The sequence below is a fragment of the Bacillus cereus group sp. N12 genome (assembly GCF_016483575.1).
Taxonomy (GTDB): Bacteria; Bacillota; Bacilli; order Bacillales; family Bacillaceae_G; genus Bacillus_A; species Bacillus_A toyonensis.
The window spans coordinates 21,218-41,701 of record NZ_JAEHBO010000037.1; the positions used below are offsets into that span (position 1 = coordinate 21,218).

A 20,484-nucleotide genomic window follows, 5' to 3' on the forward strand; every position below is an offset into this window, starting at 1 on the left:
AGCCGTAACTAAAAATTTTAGGGGGCGGAAAATATGAATATTAGAGAAAGTGAACTTCCGGGTATTGGTTGTAAGTTTGAAGTAATTACGAAAGGTAATGAAAAAATGGTTATCGTTATTCATGATGATGGAAGAAGAGAAATGTATCATTTTGATGTGGATCATGATGAGAGTATTTCAAGCATTTCTCTTCGCGATTCTGAAGCGAGACAAATTGCGGCTATATTAGGCGGAATGGTCTATAGGCCACAAGCGTTAGACACGATTGAGATGGCTTTTGAAGGATTATCAATTGAGTGGTTTAAAATAGAAAATAACGCACCAGTCGTACAAAAGACAATTGGTAGTTTACATGTTCGAAAAACATATAACGTAACAATCATTGCTATTTTGAAAAAGAATATGAAGAAATTTTTTAATCCAGGTCCAGATTCTATCATTGAGGCTGGTGATATGCTCGTATTATCGGGTGAAAGACATGAAGTGAAGAGAATTATTAATGAGTTGCTTTCAGCGGGAGGTGACTCATAATCGATGGATACTTTAGTCTTTGAAGTTGGAACTGCGTTAGTATTAGTAGCTTTTGCAGCTATCCTCGCTGCAAAGTTAAAGTTTTCGATTATTCCGTTTCTCATTATACTTGGTATGCTAGTGGGGCCTCATGCCCCAGATTTAGGGCTTATCGATTTAAGGTTTATTGAAAGCGGAGAAGTAATTTCCTTCCTCGGCCGTGTTGGCGTCATATTCCTCTTATTCTATTTAGGCTTAGAATTCTCAATAAAAAAATTAATTAAATCCGGAAAGTCGATTGCTTTTGGGGGAACTGTTCATATATCGCTTAATTTTATATTAGGTTTGCTTTACGGATATATAATGGGTTTCCCCTTATTAGAAACATTAATTATTGCCGGAATCATAACAATTTCCTCGAGTGCAATTGTCGCAAAAGTAATTGTTGATTTAAGGCGATCTGGTAATAAAGAGACGGAGCTAATTTTAGGAATCATTATGTTTGATGATATCTTTTTAGCTGTATATTTGTCAGTTGTTTCAGGGTTAGTACTCGGAGGGGCAACGTCATTTGTAGGTGCTCTTACATCTGTTTTAATCGCAGTAGGCTATATGTTATTATTCTTTATAATCGCTCGAAAAGCTACGCCGTTCCTAAATAAAGTATTAGATATTTCGTCTAATGAAATTTTTATTATCGTAATATTCGCTATTTTATTCTTTGTGGCTGGTTTTTCAGAAACGATTCATGTTGCTGAGGCGATTGGAGCGTTATTATTAGGGCTTGTCTTTTCTGAAACGGAGCATAGTGATCGAATCGAGCATCTTGTCGTTCCGTTTCGTGATTTCTTTGGAGCTATATTCTTTTTCAGTTTCGGTTTAAGTATAGATCCATTTTCTCTTGGAGGAGCCGTGTGGTTGGCCTTAGGAGCAGTTTTCATTACTCTCATCGGTAATTTTATCGCTGGAATGGCTGCGGGACGTAAAGCAGGGTTATCACATAAGGCATCTACGAATATCGGATTAACGCTTGTATCACGCGGAGAATTCTCCATTATTGTCGCGAATATTGGAATTGCGGGCGGCTTAATGGCGACGATTAAACCATTTTCAGCTTTATACGTGTTAATATTGGCATCGTTAGGACCTTTATTAACGAAAGAGTCTGGGAGGATATACTCTCTGTTGGATAAAATATTTAAATGGAGCGCTAAAGAACGTGCGAAGCGAGAAAAAGAAGTTGGGTAGTACAAACAAGGGTAGACTGCATGAAAATTTCATGCAGTCTACCCTTTTATATATTGTTACTGTTGTTATTTTTTGTCGGTAAGTCGATATATTCTAATAATCGCTGATATAATCCAAGAAGCAATCAATATAATTTCATTTACCGATAAACCATTATCTGAATTTCATCAACTATTAATCAGTTGCCTTCCTATTTAAAAACGACTACAATTTTACTGTTATATATGAACGAAAAAAATAGAATAGGAGGGGAGAATATGCCAAGGAAAGTATGGCTATTAGTAGCTGGGATGATTATTAATGTCACGGGTGCTTCTTTTTTATGGCCTTTTAATACAATTTATTTGCATGATCATCTAGGGAAATCTTTATCAGTGGCTGGAATGGTATTAATGATCAACTCGCTTACTGGTGTAATCGGAAACTTGCTCGGCGGTGTTTTATTTGATAAATGGGGCGGTTATAAATCAATTTTAGTAGGAATTGTCATTACACTCGTATCGATTTTAGGTCTTGTGTTCTTCCACGGTTGGCCGTTATATGTTGTATGGCTAGCATTAATTGGCTTTGGTTCTGGAATGGTCTTTCCATCGATGTATGCGATGGTTGGTACAGTTTGGCCAGAGGGCGGAAGACGAGCATTTAATGCGATGTATGTTGGACAAAACGTTGGTATTGCGATTGGAACAGCGTGCGGTGGTTTAGTTGCGTCGTATCGTTTTGATTATATTTTCTTAGCGAACTTTATTTTATACTTTGTTTTCTTCTTAATTGCTTTTATTGGATTCCGTGGTATGGAAGACAAAAAAGGGTCAGAGGTACAAAAAGAAGTCGAAACGAAAAAAGGGTGGTCACTTACACCGGGATTCAAAGCACTTCTTATTGTGTGTGTAGCATATGCCTTATGCTGGGTTACATACGTACAGTGGCAAGGGGCGATTGCAACACATATGCAAGAATTAAATATTAGCCTTCGTCACTATAGTTTATTATGGACGATAAACGGAGCGATGATTGTTTGTGCGCAGCCGCTCGTTAGTATGCTAATTCGCTGGATGAAGCGTTCTTTAAAACAACAAATTATGATTGGGATTTTCATTTTTGCGGCTTCATTCATTGTGTTAAGTCAAGCGCAGCAATTTACGATGTTCCTCGTTGCGATGGTAACATTAACGATTGGTGAGTTATTCGTATGGCCAGCGGTTCCGACCATTGCAAATATACTTGCACCGAAAGATAAATTAGGATTTTATCAAGGGGTCGTAAATAGTGCGGCGACTGTAGGGAAAATGTTCGGACCAGTCGTTGGCGGAGCAATTGTTGATTTATACAATATGGAAGTATTGTTTATCGCGATCATGGTAATGCTTGTAGTAGCGCTTATAGCAACGAGCATTTATGATAAACGAGTAAAAGTAGAAGAAACAGTTGAAGAAAAAATTGCAGTTTAGTTTGACGGAACATGTAACATGTTTTAGAATATATTTAAATTAACTCATATTTGTAATAACAGTGAAAAGGAGTAGTAGTAATAGAAGCTGGTTTAGAGAGTTGACGGTCGGTGCAAGTCAATCCACGTTTCGTTATGAACTCGCCTTTGAGTTGCAGTTGTGAAACTAATAGTAGCAATTGCCGTTAATCCACGTTACGGATCTAAGCGAATGTATATTTACATTAATTTAGGGTGGTACCGCGGGAATCTATAACCTCTCGTCCCTTTCTAGGGATGAGAGGTTTTTTGTATTTTGGGCGGTGAAAATAAATAGAATTTCAAGGAGGGTATCTCATGAGCTTTAATCATCAAGAAATTGAGAAGAAGTGGCAAGGATATTGGGAAGAGAATAAAACATTCCGTACGCCAGATGAGACAGAAAAACCAAAATTTTATGCACTAGATATGTTTCCATATCCATCAGGTGCAGGCTTACACGTAGGACATCCAGAAGGTTATACAGCGACAGATATTTTATCTCGTATGAAGCGTATGCAAGGATATAACGTTCTTCATCCAATGGGGTGGGATGCATTCGGTCTTCCAGCAGAGCAATATGCACTTGATACTGGAAACAGCCCGGCAGAATTTACAGAGCTTAATATTAATACGTTCCGTAATCAAATTAAAGCATTAGGCTTCTCTTATGATTGGGATCGTGAAGTAAATACAACGGATCCAAACTACTACAAGTGGACACAATGGATCTTCTTAAAACTATTTGAAAAAGGCTTAGCTTACGTTGATGAAGTACCTGTAAACTGGTGTCCAGCGCTTGGTACAGTACTTGCAAACGAAGAAATCATTGACGGTAAGAGTGAGCGCGGTGGACATCCAGTTGAACGTCGTCCGATGAGACAGTGGATGTTAAAAATTACAGCTTACGGAGATCGTCTATTAGAAGATTTAGATGAGCTTGATTGGCCGGAAAGCTTAAAAGATATGCAGCGTAACTGGATCGGTCGTTCTGAAGGTGCAGAAGTTCACTTCAACATTGATGGTACAGATGAGAAGTTCACAGTTTTCACAACGCGCCCTGATACATTATTTGGTGCAACATACTGTGTACTTGCTCCAGAGCATGCACTTGTTGCTGAAATTACAACAGCAGAACAAAAAGAAGCTGTAGAAGCTTACATTAATTCTGTAAAAATGAAGAGTGACCTAGAGCGTACAGAACTTGCGAAAGAAAAAACTGGTGTATTCACTGGTGCTTACGCAGTTAACCCAGTAAACGGTGAGAAATTACCAATCTGGATCGCTGATTACGTTCTTGCAACTTACGGAACAGGTGCTGTAATGGCAGTTCCAGCTCACGATGAGCGTGACTATGAATTCGCATCAGTATTCAATCTTCCAATGAAGGAAGTTGTAAAAGGCGGAGACATTACGAAAGAAGTGTACACAGGTGATGGTGCACACGTAAACTCAGCATTCCTTGATGGACTAAATAAAGAAGAAGCAATCGCAAAAATGATTGAATGGCTTGAAGTAACAAGTGCAGGAAATCAAAAAGTAACGTATCGTCTACGTGACTGGTTATTTAGCCGCCAACGTTACTGGGGTGAACCAATTCCAGTAATCCATTGGGAAGATGGCACAATGACAGCTGTGAAAGAAGAAGAATTACCGTTAGTTCTTCCAAAAACAGAAAACATCCGTCCTTCAGGTACAGGGGAATCACCACTAGCTAACATCGAAGAGTGGGTAAATGTTGTTGATCCTGAAACTGGTAAAAAAGGTCGTCGTGAAACGAACACAATGCCACAATGGGCTGGTAGCTGTTGGTACTACCTACGCTACATGGATCCAAACAATAACGAAGCACTTGTAGATCCTGAAAAAGTAAAACAATGGCTTCCAGTTGATATTTATATCGGCGGTGCAGAGCATGCTGTACTTCACTTACTATATGCTCGTTTCTGGCATAAAGTATTATATGATATCGGTGTAGTTCCAACGAAAGAGCCGTTCCAACAATTATTCAACCAAGGTATGATTCTAGGTGAAAACAACGAGAAAATGAGTAAATCAAAAGGTAACGTTGTAAATCCTGATGATATCGTAGCGAGCCACGGTGCAGATACACTTCGTCTATACGAAATGTTTATGGGACCATTAGATGCTTCAATTGCTTGGTCTGAAAATGGTCTTGACGGAGCTCGTCGTTTCCTAGACCGCGTATGGCGCCTGTTCGTTCAAGATAACGGTGAATTAAGTGAGAAAATTACTGATGCACCAAATAAAGAGCTTGAAAAAGCTTACCATCAAACAGTGAAGAAAGTAACAGAAGACTATGCAGAGCTTCGCTTCAACACAGCGATTTCTCAAATGATGGTATTCATCAACGATGCATACAAAGCTAATACACTTCCGAAAGAATATGTAGAAGGTTTCGTAAAAATGATTGCACCAGTTGCACCTCATATCGGGGAAGAACTTTGGAGCAAGCTTGGTTACAATGAAACAATCACATATGCAAGCTGGCCAACATTTGATGAGTCTAAACTTGTAGAAGATGAAGTTGAAATCGTTGTTCAAATTATGGGCAAAGTTCGCGCAAAATTAACAATGAGTAAAGACGCATCAAAAGAAGAAATGGAACAACTTGCACTTGAAGCAATTAAAGAACAAATCGAAGGAAAAACAGTTCGTAAAGTAATTGTCGTTCCTGGAAAACTTGTTAACGTTGTTGCAAACTAATGAATGAAAGAAAAGCTCAGAGCCTTTATGCTCTGGGCTTTTTTATATAGAAAATAATTTCTGGATCGTCTTCATCTAGGTTTTCAATTATTCCACTACGCATAAATCCATTCGCTTTAAAAACTTTTTGCATATTTGTATTCGATTCGTTCGTTGAAGAAAATATTTTTTGAGTAGGAGAATTACTTAACATATAGGAGATTAATGAGCTTGCATGACCTTGTCTTCTTTTTGTTGGCGAAACAATAATTAATGAGAGGAACGTGTAGCCAAAGAAGTTCGTATCATACGTCAGAAAACCTAAAATAGAATTGTCTTCTTTTACAATGATGCATTGCTCCTTATCAATAGCGTGTTTAATATAATTTCGTCTACTATCGTCTCCAATTACATCAATATCTATATGTAAGATTGAATCTAAATTGTCGTTTGAAGCTTTTGTAACGTTTCTCAATAGAAATGCCTCCTTTTAAAGTGGAGAAAGAATAATTAGTCAATTGATTCTATCATGAATGAGGAAAAAGGTGAGGAATTATTATGCAGACAAACACCTATTTTTAACTAGGAAATATGATACAAAAGGTAGGTTAAATTGAAAACAAGGGGTGAAAGGAATGAAAGGGATGGACAATAATGCACCGCATGGCTTCTTCGGAGGTGGATCGGATAGTTATGAACAAATGATGTTAATGGGAGGAGCAGGGCAACAAGGATACGGTGGAATTCCGAGCTGGATGGGTGGAGCACATGGAGGATTTCCAACATCAGTAGCAGGCATGCAAACTGGAATTCCAACGTTAACGGGAGGATTTCCGACATCAGTAGCTGGCGCACAAACTGGAATTCCAGTAGGAGTACCAACTACATTTCCTTCTTTCGTTGGAGGGGGACAGACAGGATTCCCTGTACCAGGAGTAGGTGTTGTAGCAGGAGGAGTAGGTGGGTATCCGCAAGTCATACACGGTCATCACCACCATCAAGGTCAACATGGCCAACACGGTCATCACCACCATCAAGGTCAACACGGCCATCATGGTCATCACCACCATCAAGGTCAACACAGCCATCATGGTCATCACCAACAACAAGTACATCACCACGGTCACCACCACATTCATCCGCAAGCTGTTCTTTATCAAACTCACCAAGGCCAACACGGTCATCAAGGCCAACATGGTCACCATGGACATCACCACCAAGGCCAACATCATGGACACCAAGGTCACCACCATCACCAAGGTCATCAAGGCCAACACGGTCATCATGGGCACCAAGGCCAACATCATGGACACCAAGGTCAACAGCACCAACAGCACCAACAATATCAGCAATATCAACAACAGCAACAATCTTCTCCTTGGACAGGTGGAATGGGAACAGGAGGAGCAGGGGCAGCAGCAGGAGCAGCTAGTATTAGTGGAGCAGCAGGACACGCGGGGCACGTGGGTCATTAATGAGCTGCAGAAAAAAAGACATAATAAAAAACTGCTAGGAAATCCTAGCAGTTTTTTTCAGCTTCTTGGCGCTGACGTTCGATTTCAGCTCGAAGTTGTGGTTCTGGTGCTTGCCAGCCTTCTGGTTTTAAAATTTTGCCGTCGCCTTCACGGAATCGAGGTTTCCCATCAGGGAATAGTTTTGCCATGTTTGCGTTGTTTACAATCTCGAATCCTTTATCTGGACGTACGCCCATTTCTGCAAACGTTCCGAATGCAAAGTAAATAAGGTCAATAAGTGCATCGTATTGATCTTCAACAGTAGTTGCTTCTAGAAATTCTTCTAGCTCTTCTTGCATAAAACTTGCACGGATTTTTGCGCGCTCTTCTGTTAGTTTTGTTGGAGTATTTGTTACAGGATGTCCGAAATCTTCATGCATTTTTGCAACAAGCTCGTACCCTTTATCTAAACCTTTTTCGTTTGTCATGTTGTTTCATCCTTTCTCACTTTGTGCCGAATTTCATTGTAACATAAGGTGATTATTAAATAAAAAAAGGATGTTCTAAAAATATATTGAAAAATTCTCTTCTTATTATAGGTTGTTACTATTGTCAATTTTTGTTGGTAAATCGATATTTTGTGTCGAATCGTTGATATATTTTGAGTTATGGTAGATATATTTGAAAAATCGTTGATATAAATTCATGTACTGTAGCGCTGATTCCAAAATAGAAAATGAAAAGGATGTCATCTAGTCAAAAATCTCGACTTATGAGACATCCTCGCTCGTTATTCTTCTTTTTTTATTAAAATGGATAAAATAAGGTCGATGCCGAACATACCAACGAGTAACATCGGTATAACGACAAGTAAATAACGTGTGAAGGAAACATTTTTTAAGTATGTATGAGCAAATAAAAAGACGCCGAGAAATAAAATACCGTTTAAAATAGGCTTTACTAATTTTTTAGACATAAGCTCCCCCATAAATATCTTCTCTCTCTATCTAAAATAAAAACTCCTCTATCCGTTGTATCATGCCGGAGAGAGGAGTTCAATCATTTCTCATTCAATCACACCAGAATTTGTAATATTTACGGTGTATTTTATATGAATTGGAACATCTTTGTACATTTGTCTCCACTCTTCTAATTTGAATGGGCGATAATGGTGTTTATATCTTGCTCCTAGCCCGAGGGGATCGACGCCTAAAGATTTGAACTGCTTAATTAATTTGGCAGCCTGTACATCTAATTGTTTTTGGACATTTTTTTCAATGTTTTTTGTGTTCTTGTTATTTTCTAAGTTAATTTGTTTCGATAGTTCTTGAATACGTGCATCAAGATGAACGTGAATGAAAAAAGAAGGCTTTCCGCTTTTAATCTTTATATCGTAAGTTGGAACAGAACGAATATTATTAATCATTACGTACGCAGAATCTGTTTTAAATTCATGTGAATCTAATTTATGTTTCTCTAACAGTCCTTTAAATATGAACATATCTTTTTGCGCAATTTTACCGATATATTTATCCTTTTTAAAAAGACCAATTCCGGTGATTTTTATTTTATCACCATGTTTCTTTAAAATTGGAATATAGTAGTCTTGTCCTTCTTGATAATAACGGAATGCTCCTACATGCAGATTATCTCTTGGTAAAGGACCGGTCTCCATATTATGTTCTAGCAACTTTTTTATATAAATTGCAACGTTGTATGAGGTTGTATATTTGCCTTTTAAAAGTTCAGTACCATTCCCCTCTAACAAAGCAGCATATAAAGCGTTCCCTATATTCACATCTCGAAGTAATGTATCGAATGAAGTAGACATTCCTTTTTTGGCAAGTCTTATAGTATATAGAGCGACACGCATTTGTCCGCTAGCAAACGGTTGAGAAGATTCTAAAGATGTGTCTGCTTTTACTTGTTTTACCGCATTGGCGCTACCTTCAAAAACTTGAACTTTATTTCCTTTTTTCTGAATGGGACAAACGAATGTCACTTTTACTTTATTATCTTTTGCTACATCAAAAACGCTTCCTTGAATAAGTTGTACATCATCGATAATATTTTTTTGTAAACATCCGGTTAAACTGAAGAATGTTATACAAGAAATAAGTATTAATTTACTTGTGCTTTTGATTTTTTCCATTTTCTTTTCACCCACACAATAATAAATAGGATTGGGATGTATACATAAATGAGCCAAAAACTAACTTTTGATGCATTACTAATAAAGTTATTAATATCTTGTCTGTTTGTTAAAAGTTGCGAAACAATGAGAGTGATAATGATAAAAGCGATTAAAATACCTCTTTGTTTTACACGGAATATTTCGTGAGTTGCTCTCATTGACGCCCATAAAGGGAGGATAAAACTTGTAATAATAACGAGTGCATAAGCGGAAATTGCGATATATTCGAGTCTTTCTATAAATGGTAATTGAATGACTTGGGTCATAGAAAGTTGGGCCCATATCGTTTTTAACAATTGTTTTTCACTAAAAAATGCAAAGGCTAAAAGGGTGCTAAATAGATATAGAAGATTTGAAAATAGTGCTCCAAGCTGAGCGTATTTATGAGATTGCATAGGCTTTTTCACAAATGGATACACCATGAGGTAAATCTCAAAACCGGTCATACTGTAGATTGACAGTTGAGCGGATTTTAAAATGTCTGAAAAAGAATGGGTGAATATAGGTAGTAAATTCTCCCAATGTGAATATTTCAAAACGAATAAGCTTAGAAATAAATATCCTAATGTACCACCAACAGAGATGACGCAAATACCGGTAATTACACGAAATCCAGAAGAGATAATGTAATAGCTAACTAAGCACAAAAAGAGTGTTAACATAAAGGTGGAAGCGGTAGGAAACATCCATACTTGAATAATTTCGACATACGTTCGAATAACCGAAATACTGACGATTAAAAAATAAGCTGCAAAGATGATATTAAAGACATTCCCTATCCACTTTCCAAACGTTTGCCTTTGTAAATCAATTAAATTTCCGTTTGTTTCTTTTACTAAAAAATACATCATCCATATAAGGAGGTGAATACAGAGTCCTGTGATTAGAACGCCCATCCATCCGTCGTATCCAGCGGCCTTTGCGATGATTCGAGCGAAGCCGAGAACGCCAGCACCGAACTGTGCACCGTGAATTAAGAAGAAAACGAAGATAGGAGATATTTGATATTTTTCTTGAACTTTACTCATCGAATGCACCTCATTTCTTAATCATCAAAGTCCGATCTATGTTTTGTTGAAATTCCTTTTGCTGCTTTTTTTACATGTTGTGGTCTTGCTTGCACATCTCTTGTATCAATCATTGTTAAAGGGAAACGAATCCAAGAATCTTTAACGGATTGTTGTCTTGTCGGATAAAACAAAGCGTACGGCTTACGTAAGGACGTAAGCCTGAATAGATGAGTAAATAAGAAGATAAATCCAAGAGAAATCCCGAAAAGTCCTCCTATTTCTGCAAATGCGAGAAACGGGAAGCGTAGTAATCGAACCGCATTACCCATTTTATAAATAGGTGTAATAAAGGAAGCGAGTGCTGATAAGGCAACGATAATTAATAAAATGTTACTCGTTAAACCAGCTTGTACAGATGCTTGCCCGATTACGATACCGCCTACAATACCGAGCGTTTGACCGACTTTCATCGGTAACCTCGCGCCAGCTTCTCTCAGTAAGTCGATTGCTAGTTCTAAAAAGAGTGCTTCAATTAAAGGTGGGAATGGTACTTGTGCCCTTGATAAAATCAAAGTTTCAAGTAAGTCACTTGGAATGAGTTCATAATGATAATTTAAGACTGCAACGTATAACGGTGTAGCGCAGATTGAAAATAGAACGGCGATTAATCTTAAAATCCTTGAAAATGTAGCGTACATCCAGGAGACGTTATAGTCTTCTGGTGAAATGAAAAAATCGAAATAGGATACTGGAGTAAGTAGCACGCTTGGAGAACCATCAACAAAAATAGCGATTTTTCCATCAATGAGTGCTTTTGTAACTCTATCAGTGCGTTCTGTATTGATATAGAGAGGGAAAATCGATTTTTCACCCATCAATTCTTGTATATAAGCACTATCATTAATTTGATCATATTCAAGAGCGCGTAATGATTCCTCGAGAAAATCAACATTATCTTTTTCAGCGAGGTTGTCTAAATACATCATGACAACTTTTGTTTTGGAAAACTCGCCGATAATCATTTCTTTTGTTTGTAAATCTAAAACAGGAAGACGTTTTCGAACTAAATTAATGTTTGTATCAATATCCTCTACGAAACCTTCTTGTGGCCCAATAACAGTTGATTCGTTTAAAGGAGGGGTTGGTGCACGATAATTATCAATTGCAATGTTTGCAAGCATACATTTTTGATCTTGCTGCTTCAATTGAATAATTGCATGTCCTTTTAAAACCATGTCCTCAATTTTTTGTAAGTCATTCGTAATTGTGATACCACTCATCGGAATATGTTCCTTCAGTTCTTCTAGTGAAGCATTAGGTCGTTCCAAAAGAGTAGGCATTAAATACTTTTGCAATTTCTCCCCATCAAGTGAAGGACGATAGTAAGAAATCCAATATGGCATCGTTTCATCATCAGATGTGTGATAATTAACAAAATCACTAGACTTCTTGAGCTTCTCTATTAAATCTTGTAGTGAATGAATACGGTCTTTTTCTGGCTTCGAAAAATCATAAATACTATTACTTCCAGAGCTTTGTTGTTTATTCTGAGAAGAATCATTTTGTTTCGAGTTTTGCTGTTTCTCATGAGAAGCTTCGTCTTGTTTAGAATTTTGCTGTTTCTTATGAGAGGAATCGTCTTGTTTCAAGTTTTGCTGTTCCTCATGAGAAGAGTCGTCTTGTTTAGAATTTTGTTGTTTCTCATAGGAAGAGTCGTCTTGTTTAGAATTTTGTTGTTTCTCATGAGAGGAATCGTCTTGTTTCGAGTTTTGTTGTTTCTCATGAGAAGAGTCGTCTTGTTTAGAATTTTGTTGTTTCTCATGAGAGGAATCGTCTTGTTTCGAGTTTTGCTGTTTCTCATGAGAAGGATCATCTTGTTTAGAATTTTGCTGTTTCTTATGAGAGTAATCATCTTGTTTCGATTTTTTTTGCTCGCTACTATCACCTTTATTATGTTTCATACTTCTAGTCTGATCTTTGTTCACAATCTCTTGATTACTAGGCTGCTGCTTCGGGTTATCTGCTTCGTTTGTCTCTGTTGAATTTGATTTTTTTTTCTTACGTAGCCAATTCCAAATCATATGTATGCCCTCTTTGATTTTTGTAATATAGTGCTATTTTGTGGCTAATTTTGTATATTATTCATTTATTTATGAAAAGAAGAAGGAGATTGATTTGCATAGAAAAAAACCTTTAGTAAGCAGTTCATACTATAACGGGAAGAGGGAGAGTCTGTGCAAATTGTAAAAAAAGAGAAGTTTGCATTAAATGAGTTTACATTTGAAAATGGTAGGGAAATCCCTGTTCAAATGGGATATGAGACGTATGGTATTTTAAATAGAGAAAGGTCAAATGCCATTTTGGTTTGTCATTATTTTAGTGCAACAAGTCATGCAGCAGGAAAATATACTGTGCATGATGAGGAGTCTGGTTGGTGGGATGGGCTAATTGGACCTGGAAAATCGATTGATACAAATAAATATTTTGTTATATGTACTGATAATCTTTGTAATGTACAGGTGAAGAACCCGTATGTAATTACAACGGGACCGAAGTCGATTAATACAGAAACAGGGGAAGAATATGTTATGGATTTCCCTGTGTTTACCTTTCTTGATGTAGCTCGTATACAATATGAGTTAATAAAAAATATGGGAATCTCAAGGTTACATGCTGTAATAGGGCCGTCGGCGGGTGGAATGATTGCGCAGCAATGGGCTGTTCACTACTCTCATATGGTAGAGCGAATGATTGGCGTTATTACGAACCCACAAAATCCAATTATAACGTCAGTAAATGTAGCGCAAAATGCGATTGAAGCAATTCAACTAGATCCAAGTTGGAAGGGCGGGAAATATGGAGAAACACAGCCAATGCAGGGGCTTCATTTAGCAAACAGAATGATGTTTATGAACGCTTTTGATGAGCATTTTTATGAAACGGAATTTCCTCGTAACAGTATTGAGGTAGAACCTTATGAAAAGTTTTCTACATTAACATCATTTGAGAAAGAGATAAATAAAGTGACATACAAAAGTATAGAGTTAGTAGATGCAAATTCGTGGATGTACACTGCGAAAGCAGTTTTATTGCATGATATTGCGCATGGATTTTCTTCTTTGGAAGAGGCTCTTTCTAACATAGAAGCGAATGTACTTATGATTCCGTGTAAACAAGATTTACTTCAGCCGTCTCGTTACAATTATAAAATGGTAGACATTTTGCAAAAACAAGGGAAGTATGCGGAGGTCTATGAAATAGAAAGTATAAATGGGCATATGGCGGGAGCGTTAGATATTCATTTATTTGAAAAGAAAGTTTATGAATTTTTAAATCGGAAAGTGTCTAGTTTTGTGTAGAAAATAAATGATGTGAAAAAGGTGCAATATGTGTAGTAGGCACCTTTTTTTACATGATTTGTAGACGGAAAATATATGTAGCGATTGCTATACCGAAGAACGCTATACTAAGTAATAGAAATAAGAATGACATTTCTTGGGGAGATTTTAACTTTTTATTATTTTTCATGCTGAGTACAATAATTGCGGCGGTTAAAAAAATAATGCTCATAATGAAAAGAAAAAGTGTCATTTTAATCGACTCCTTTCATAAAACAAGTATATTGAGGATACAATGCGATAGAGATGTTTGTAAAGAATAAGTTTTACGGAGAAATTGAGAAATAAATTCTCCATTCTTTGCGTTCCTTCTTTTGCATGCTAAAATTGATTAGAAATGGTTGTTTAAAGAAGAAACGAAAGGTTTTATTGTATATAAGGAGGAACGACATATGACAGAAGTAAAAACAATTACAACAGAAGAAGTACAAGAACGTTTAGAAAATGGAGAAACGTTATTTTTAGTAGATGTAAGGGAAGATGAAGAAGTAGCAGCAGGGAAAATTCCAGAAGCGGTACATATTAAAATGGGTGATATCCCAAATAAAGTAGACTTCTTTAATAAAGAGAATGAATATATCTTTATTTGCCGTTCGGGAATGCGCAGTGAGAATGTATGCCATTATTTAAATGAGCAAGGATTTAAAACAGTGAATATGGTTGGCGGTATGCTTCAATATGAAGGCGAAATGAAATAGTTAATTACTAAAAACTTGAAACGAGTCTGTTTCAAGTTTTTTTCTTTTGCATACAGTATACAAAAGGAGGAGGGGGAAATGGGGATTAATTTGCGTAAAGTAAAAATTATTAATAATACAGGAGCTGTTAATGTCGGCGACTGTTATGATATCTCACCTTTAGCTGTAGCGAAAATATACGCGGGTGCTGGAGGATCGAGTGCGGCTATTTTTTTAAATGGAAAAAGGCAGCCAGAAGCGGTGATTAGAACATCAGTATTCCTTCCGCCATTAGCAACGAGTACACGTACATTAGGTTCGTAGAGGAAAGGTAGAGTGTAATTATGCCTGCGCATATAAAAGAGTTTGTTATTGTTAATAATACTGGGAATATATTTACAGGTGACAATTTGAGTGATACTTCATTTACTGCTACGAAATCGTATAGTGGTTCAATGGGGTGTACTTGGATTGATGTTGTTACAGTAATAGGAACAGAGACGAAGCTTTGTTTACAGCCGGGTGATTCTGTGACGACAACATATACACGAGGTACTCCTGCTGGTACTGTAACAGGAACAAATATGGGGCAAAGTGTAAATGCATCGAGTATAGCGCAAGCTGTCCCGAATACAGATAATATGGATTCAATTGCTGGACTCCCTTAAGGAATTAAGGGGGTTTTTATTTATTTGAAATAAAAATAGTCTTTGAGATTGTTTTTGTAAATACATATTAAGAAGAAAAGGTTGTTTAATGTCAAAAAAAGATGGTATGTAGGTGGTGAAAGTGTGAAAGAGCGCGATAAACAAAATTCATTAAACTCTAATTTCAGAATTTCACCAAATCTTATTGGCCCTACTTTTCCTCCCGTTCCAACGGGATTTACTGGCATTGGGATTACTGGCCCAACAGGTCCACAAGGTCCGACTGGCCCACAAGGACCAAGAGGATTTCAAGGCACAATGGGGGAGATGGGCCCAACAGGACCTCAAGGTGTGCAAGGAATTCAAGGTCCAGTCGGACCAATAGGTGCGACTGGACCAGAAGGACAGCAGGGGCCACAAGGATTGAGAGGACCACAAGGAGAAACTGGAGCGACAGGTTTACAGGGGGTGCAAGGATTACAAGGGCCCATTGGTCCAACAGGTACGACTGGAGTACAAGGGATACAGGGTGTACAGGGATTACAGGGTCCGATTGGAGCTACCGGACCTGAGGGTTCTCAAGGAATCCAAGGAGTGCAAGGGATACCGGGAGCAACAGGTCCACAAGGGATTCAAGGAGTGCAAGGAATCCAAGGGACAGAGGGACCGAGTGGAAGTACGGGAACAACAGGAGCAACAGGTCAAGGGATTACAGGCCCGACAGGAATAACAGGTCCAACAGGGATAACTGGACCTTCAGGAGGCCCTCCAGGTCCAACTGGCCCGACAGGAGCAACAGGTCCTGGGGGTGGACCGAGTGGAAGTACAGGGGTGACAGGACCAACAGGAGCAACTGGAAATACTGGAGCAACAGGTCAGGGGCTAACCGGTCCGACAGGAAGTACAGGAGAAACAGGTGCGCAGGGGCTACAAGGAATACAAGGAATTCAAGGGCCAATTGGCCCAACAGGTCCAGAAGGGCCACAGGGAATTCAAGGTATCCCTGGTCCGACGGGAGTAACCGGTGAGCAAGGGATCCAAGGTGTTCAGGGGATTCAAGGAATAATGGGAGCAACCGGAGATCAAGGCCCACAAGGTATACAGGGAGCTATAGGACCTCAAGGTGTAACAGGAGCAACAGGAGATCAAGGTCCACAAGGAATACAAGGAGTACCAGGTCCATCAGGAGCAACGGGACCACAAGGAGTTCAAGGGATACAAGGTCCGATGGGTGAGATAGGCCCAACAGGTCCAGAAGGCCCAGAGGGACTTCAAGGCCCGCAAGGAATACAAGGAGTGCCAGGTCCAGTTGGAGCAACGGGTCCAGAGGGGTCACAGGGGATACAAGGCATACAAGGACCGGTAGGAGCAACGGGCCCACAAGGCCCACAAGGAATACAGGGAATACAAGGTGTGCAAGGGATAACGGGAGTAACAGGAGTACAAGGAGAAACTGGAATTCAAGGGATACAAGGGGAAATAGGAGCAACGGGTCCAGAGGGTCCCCAAGGAGTACAAGGTGCTCAAGGGGGGATTGGTCCAACCGGTCCGATGGGCGCACAAGGAGTGCAAGGAATACAAGGGATTCAAGGCCCAACAGGTGCACAAGGAGTGCAAGGACCACAAGGAATTCAAGGGATACAAGGTCCGACGGGAGCGACAGGAGATACGGGAGCAACTGGGGCGACAGGGGAAGGCACTACAGGCCCAACAGGAGTAACTGGTCCAACAGGGGTGACTGGCCCGTCAGGAGGACCAGCAGGACCGACCGGTCCAACAGGACCATCAGGTCCGGCGGGAGTGACAGGTCCATCTGGTGGACCGCCTGGCCCGACAGGAGCAACAGGTGTAACTGGAGCAACAGGAGATACCGGGGCGACAGGCTCAACTGGAGTGACAGGAGCGACAGGAGAAACGGGAGCAACCGGAGTGACGGGTTTACAAGGTCCGCAAGGAATCCAAGGAGTACAGGGAGAGATAGGTCCGACGGGTCCCCAAGGTGTTCAAGGTCCCCAAGGAATTCAAGGAGTAACGGGGGCCACTGGAGATCAAGGTCCGCAAGGGATTCAAGGCCCCCAAGGCGACATAGGTCCAACCGGCCCCCAAGGAATTCAAGGTCCACAAGGTTCTCAAGGAATCCAAGGAGCGACAGGGGGAACAGGAGCACAAGGCCCACAGGGAATCCAAGGTCCGCAAGGTGACATAGGTCCGACTGGGCCACAAGGTCCAACTGGAATCCAAGGGATACAAGGAGAGATAGGAGCAACCGGTCCAGAAGGCCCAGAGGGACTTCAGGGCCCGCAAGGAATACAAGGTGTTCAAGGGCCAGTTGGAGCAACGGGTCCAGAGGGTCCTCAGGGGATACAAGGCATTCAAGGACCGGTAGGAGCAACAGGCCCACAAGGTCCACAAGGAATACAGGGAATCCAAGGTGTGCAAGGGATAACGGGAGCAACTGGAGCACAAGGAGAAACTGGAATTCAAGGGATACAAGGGGAAATAGGAGCAACCGGTCCAGAGGGGCCCCAAGGAGTGCAAGGTGTACAAGGGGCGATTGGTCCAACCGGTCCGATGGGGACACAGGGAGTGCAAGGAATTCAAGGGATACAAGGAGCAACAGGTGCGCAAGGAGTGCAAGGACCACAAGGAATTCAAGGGATACAAGGTCCGACGGGAGCAACAGGAGATACGGGGGCAACCGGAGCAACGGGAGAAGGAACTACCGGTCCAACAGGAGTAACCGGTCCAACAGGGGTGACTGGCCCGTCAGGAGGACCAGCAGGACCGACCGGCCCAACGGGGCCATCAGGTCCAGCGGGAGTGACAGGTCCATCAGGTGGACCACCTGGCCCGACAGGAGCAACAGGTGCGACAGGAGTAACAGGAGATACCGGGGCGACAGGCTCAACTGGAGTGACAGGAGCGACAGGAGCAACGGGAGCAACCGGAGTGACGGGTTTACAGGGTCCGCAAGGAATCCAAGGTGTTCAAGGAGAGATAGGTCCAACCGGTCCACAGGGTATTCAAGGTCCCCAAGGAATCCAAGGTGTAACGGGGGCAACCGGAGCACAAGGTCCCCAAGGAATTCAAGGCCCACAAGGCGACATAGGTCCAACCGGCCCACAAGGAATTCAAGGTCCACAAGGTCCTCAAGGAATCCAAGGAGCGACGGGGGCAACCGGAGCACAAGGCCCACAGGGAATCCAAGGTCCGCAAGGTGACATAGGTCCGACCGGTCCACAAGGCCCACAAGGAATTCAAGGCCCGCAAGGAATTCAAGGTCCAACGGGAGCTACAGGAGCAACCGGAGCGACAGGTCCCCAAGGAATTCAAGGCCCACAAGGAATTCAAGGCCCGCAAGGAATTCAAGGTCCAACGGGAGCTACAGGAGCAACCGGAGCGGCAGGTCCCCAAGGAATTCAAGGCCCGCAAGGAATCCAAGGTCCAACGGGGGCTACAGGAGCAACCGGTTCACAAGGTCCAACTGGAGATACAGGTCCCACCGGAGCTGGAGCCACTGGAGCGACCGGGGCGACTGGAGTTAGTACAACTGCAACGTATGCATTTGCGAATAATACATCAGGAAGTGTTATTTCTGTTTTATTAGGCGGTACAAATATCCCATTACCAAACAATCAAAATATTGGACCAGGAATAACCGTTAGTGGTGGAAATACTGTATTTACAGTTGCCAATGCAGGGAATTATTATATAGCCTATACAATTAATTTAACAGCAGGATTACTTGTAAGTTCGCGTATAACTGTAAATGGAAGTCCGCTTGCGGGAACGATAAACTCCCCAGCAGTGGCTACTGGTTCATTTAGTGCAACAATAATTGCTAATTTGCCTGCTGGAGCTGCCGTTAGTTTGCAATTATTTGGAGTAGTTGCACTGGCTACATTATCTACGGCAACGCCAGGAGCTACTCTAACGATTATTAGATTAAGTTAATAAGTAGAAAACCTTGGAACTTTTATGTTTCAAGGTTTTTTTATCCCAGTATTTGAGAGTAATTCTCGCTAATCAGAGGGGAATGGATAACTTCCTATTGTTTAAAGTTTCACTTTATTCACCTTAGCAAAAACATCGCAGTTCGAAAATATATTATAATAGAATGAAAAGAAAGAAATTTGGCAGAAAGGGAGGGTGGCGATGCAGGAGATGGTTAAAGACTTTTTTGGACGCCCACTTCAAGATTTACGCATATCTGTCATTGATCGTTGCAATTTTAGATGTACATATTGTATGCCAGCAGAAGTATTTGGGCCTGATTATGCTTTTTTGAAAGATGAGTTTTTACTGACGTTTGATGAAATTGAACGTTTGGCAAAAGTGTTTGTTAGCATCGGTGTACGAAAAATTAGACTTACTGGTGGCGAACCACTGCTTCGTAAAGATTTAACAAAACTTATTGCACGTCTCGTGAAAATTGACGGGCTAGTAGATATAGGGTTAACGACAAATGCAATTCATTTAACGAAGCAAGCGAAGGCATTAAAAGAAGCTGGATTACATAGAGTGAATGTTAGTTTAGATGCGATAGATGATGATACATTTAGAAATATTAATGGTCGAAATATTAATACGAAACCTGTGATTAAGGGCATTATAGCAGCAAAAGAGGCAGGGCTTGAAGTAAAAGTAAATATGGTTGTGAAAAAAGGGATGAACGATCATCAAGTACTACCGATGGCTGCATATTTTAAAGAACAAGGAATCACGCTTAGATTTATTGAGTTTATGGACGTTGGTAGTACGAATGGATGGAATTTTGATCAAGTAGTTACGAAGCGGGAATTAATTGAGACAATTCATGGAGTGTATCCGCTTGAGCAAGCTGAAGCACATTATTTTGGTGAAGTTGCGAAACGATATCGGTATGTTGGAACAAATGTAGAGGTTGGTTTTATTACTTCTGTTTCTGAGTCGTTTTGTTCTTCTTGTACGAGAGCGAGAATTTCGGCGGATGGAAAGTTCTATACTTGTTTGTTTGCGACGGAAGGATTGGATATAAGGGAACTTCTTAGAGATAATCTTTCGGATGAAGAGCTATTACATGTTATACAAGATGTATGGATGAATAGAAAAGATAGATATTCAGATGAACGGACAGAAGAAAGTGCAAAAAATCGTCCGAAAATTGAAATGTCTTATATAGGAGGATAAGGA

Annotated in this window: 18 protein-coding genes and 1 other annotated feature; of the genes, 11 read left to right on the top strand and 7 right to left on the bottom strand. The window is 40.3% G+C overall.

The features are described from left to right. Positions 1 to 33 precede the first annotated feature (33 nt). The 4 genes from JDS92_RS17270 to leuS all read left to right on the top strand — a co-directional run bounded on the left by JDS92_RS17270 (position 34) and on the right by leuS (position 5,953). Positions 34 to 531: a cation:proton antiporter regulatory subunit gene (locus JDS92_RS17270; protein WP_001026058.1), complete on the top strand. Its 498-nt coding sequence runs from the start codon at positions 34 to 36 to the stop codon at positions 529 to 531. A 3-nt stretch (positions 532 to 534) separates the two neighbouring features. Then, complete coding sequence (locus tag JDS92_RS17275; protein WP_000380433.1) at positions 535 to 1,758, top strand: cation:proton antiporter; 1,224 nt, start codon at positions 535 to 537, stop codon at positions 1,756 to 1,758. Between the two features lie 257 nt (positions 1,759 to 2,015). Then, entirely contained in the window at positions 2,016 to 3,209 is a 1,194-nt protein-coding gene (locus tag JDS92_RS17280; protein WP_001137542.1) for an MDR family MFS transporter, read from the top strand. A 52-nt stretch (positions 3,210 to 3,261) separates the two neighbouring features. Continuing rightward, positions 3,262 to 3,479: a binding site (T-box leader), on the top strand. Between the two features lie 65 nt (positions 3,480 to 3,544). Beyond that, a complete protein-coding gene (gene leuS / locus JDS92_RS17285; RefSeq protein ID WP_000009472.1) occupies positions 3,545 to 5,953 on the top strand; it encodes a leucine--tRNA ligase in 2,409 nt (802 codons plus the stop codon). A gap of 25 nt (positions 5,954 to 5,978) precedes the next feature. Here the strand turns inward: leuS and JDS92_RS17290 are convergent, their stop codons facing one another. Further along, positions 5,979 to 6,407 (bottom strand): GNAT family N-acetyltransferase, encoded by a 429-nt coding sequence (locus tag JDS92_RS17290; protein ID WP_001246768.1) that lies wholly within the window; start codon positions 6,405 to 6,407, stop codon positions 5,979 to 5,981. Between the two features lie 160 nt (positions 6,408 to 6,567). Between JDS92_RS17290 and JDS92_RS17295 the strand changes: the two genes are divergently transcribed. Then, the gene (locus JDS92_RS17295) at positions 6,568 to 7,407 is read left to right on the top strand and encodes a hypothetical protein (RefSeq protein ID WP_199632200.1); all 840 of its coding nucleotides are present in this window, start codon (positions 6,568 to 6,570) and stop codon (positions 7,405 to 7,407) included. A 44-nt stretch (positions 7,408 to 7,451) separates the two neighbouring features. On the opposite strand, the gene JDS92_RS17300 is transcribed toward JDS92_RS17295, so the two are convergent. The 5 genes from JDS92_RS17300 to JDS92_RS17320 all read right to left on the bottom strand — a co-directional run bounded on the left by JDS92_RS17300 (position 7,452) and on the right by JDS92_RS17320 (position 12,671). Next, on the bottom strand, positions 7,452 to 7,874 hold the full coding sequence (locus tag JDS92_RS17300) for a pyrophosphohydrolase domain-containing protein (protein WP_000180546.1): 423 nt from the start codon (positions 7,872 to 7,874) through the stop codon (positions 7,452 to 7,454). Positions 7,875 to 8,176: 302 nt separating this feature from the next. Then, complete coding sequence (locus tag JDS92_RS17305; RefSeq protein ID WP_000038783.1) at positions 8,177 to 8,362, bottom strand: hypothetical protein; 186 nt, start codon at positions 8,360 to 8,362, stop codon at positions 8,177 to 8,179. A gap of 90 nt (positions 8,363 to 8,452) precedes the next feature. Next, a complete protein-coding gene (locus tag JDS92_RS17310) occupies positions 8,453 to 9,538 on the bottom strand; it encodes a Ger(x)C family spore germination protein (protein WP_098911419.1) in 1,086 nt (361 codons plus the stop codon). After that, positions 9,508 to 10,608, bottom strand: a complete 1,101-nt coding sequence (locus JDS92_RS17315) for a spore germination protein (RefSeq protein ID WP_098911418.1) — start codon at positions 10,606 to 10,608, stop codon at positions 9,508 to 9,510. The genes JDS92_RS17310 and JDS92_RS17315 overlap by 31 nt, the downstream gene beginning before the upstream one ends. 17 nt (positions 10,609 to 10,625) lie before the next feature. Continuing rightward, complete coding sequence (locus tag JDS92_RS17320; RefSeq protein WP_199632201.1) at positions 10,626 to 12,671, bottom strand: spore germination protein; 2,046 nt, start codon at positions 12,669 to 12,671, stop codon at positions 10,626 to 10,628. Positions 12,672 to 12,824: 153 nt separating this feature from the next. Here JDS92_RS17320 and JDS92_RS17325 point away from each other — a divergent pair, with 153 nt between their 5' ends. Further along, positions 12,825 to 13,949 carry a homoserine O-acetyltransferase family protein gene (locus JDS92_RS17325; protein ID WP_199632202.1) on the top strand — a complete coding sequence of 375 codons (1,125 nt, stop codon included), beginning with the start codon at positions 12,825 to 12,827 and terminating at the stop codon, positions 13,947 to 13,949. 49 nt (positions 13,950 to 13,998) lie between these two features. Here JDS92_RS17325 and JDS92_RS17330 read toward each other — a convergent pair whose 3' ends face one another. Next, a complete protein-coding gene (locus tag JDS92_RS17330) occupies positions 13,999 to 14,181 on the bottom strand; it encodes a hypothetical protein (protein WP_000171892.1) in 183 nt (60 codons plus the stop codon). Positions 14,182 to 14,380: 199 nt separating this feature from the next. Between JDS92_RS17330 and JDS92_RS17335 the strand changes: the two genes are divergently transcribed. The 5 genes from JDS92_RS17335 (at position 14,381) to moaA (ending at position 20,481) form a co-directional block, all read left to right on the top strand. Beyond that, positions 14,381 to 14,686 (top strand): rhodanese-like domain-containing protein, encoded by a 306-nt coding sequence (locus tag JDS92_RS17335; protein WP_000141215.1) that lies wholly within the window; start codon positions 14,381 to 14,383, stop codon positions 14,684 to 14,686. Positions 14,687 to 14,764: 78 nt separating this feature from the next. After that, complete coding sequence (locus JDS92_RS17340) at positions 14,765 to 14,989, top strand: spore germination protein (protein ID WP_000512461.1); 225 nt, start codon at positions 14,765 to 14,767, stop codon at positions 14,987 to 14,989. Positions 14,990 to 15,009: 20 nt separating this feature from the next. After that, the gene (locus JDS92_RS17345) at positions 15,010 to 15,333 is read left to right on the top strand and encodes a hypothetical protein (protein WP_001110863.1); all 324 of its coding nucleotides are present in this window, start codon (positions 15,010 to 15,012) and stop codon (positions 15,331 to 15,333) included. 123 nt (positions 15,334 to 15,456) lie between these two features. Beyond that, positions 15,457 to 19,266 carry a BclA-related collagen-like exosporium protein gene (locus JDS92_RS17350; RefSeq protein ID WP_199632203.1) on the top strand — a complete coding sequence of 1,270 codons (3,810 nt, stop codon included), beginning with the start codon at positions 15,457 to 15,459 and terminating at the stop codon, positions 19,264 to 19,266. Between the two features lie 201 nt (positions 19,267 to 19,467). Continuing rightward, on the top strand, positions 19,468 to 20,481 hold the full coding sequence (gene moaA, locus JDS92_RS17355; protein WP_001157125.1) for a GTP 3',8-cyclase MoaA: 1,014 nt from the start codon (positions 19,468 to 19,470) through the stop codon (positions 20,479 to 20,481). Positions 20,482 to 20,484 lie beyond the last annotated feature (3 nt).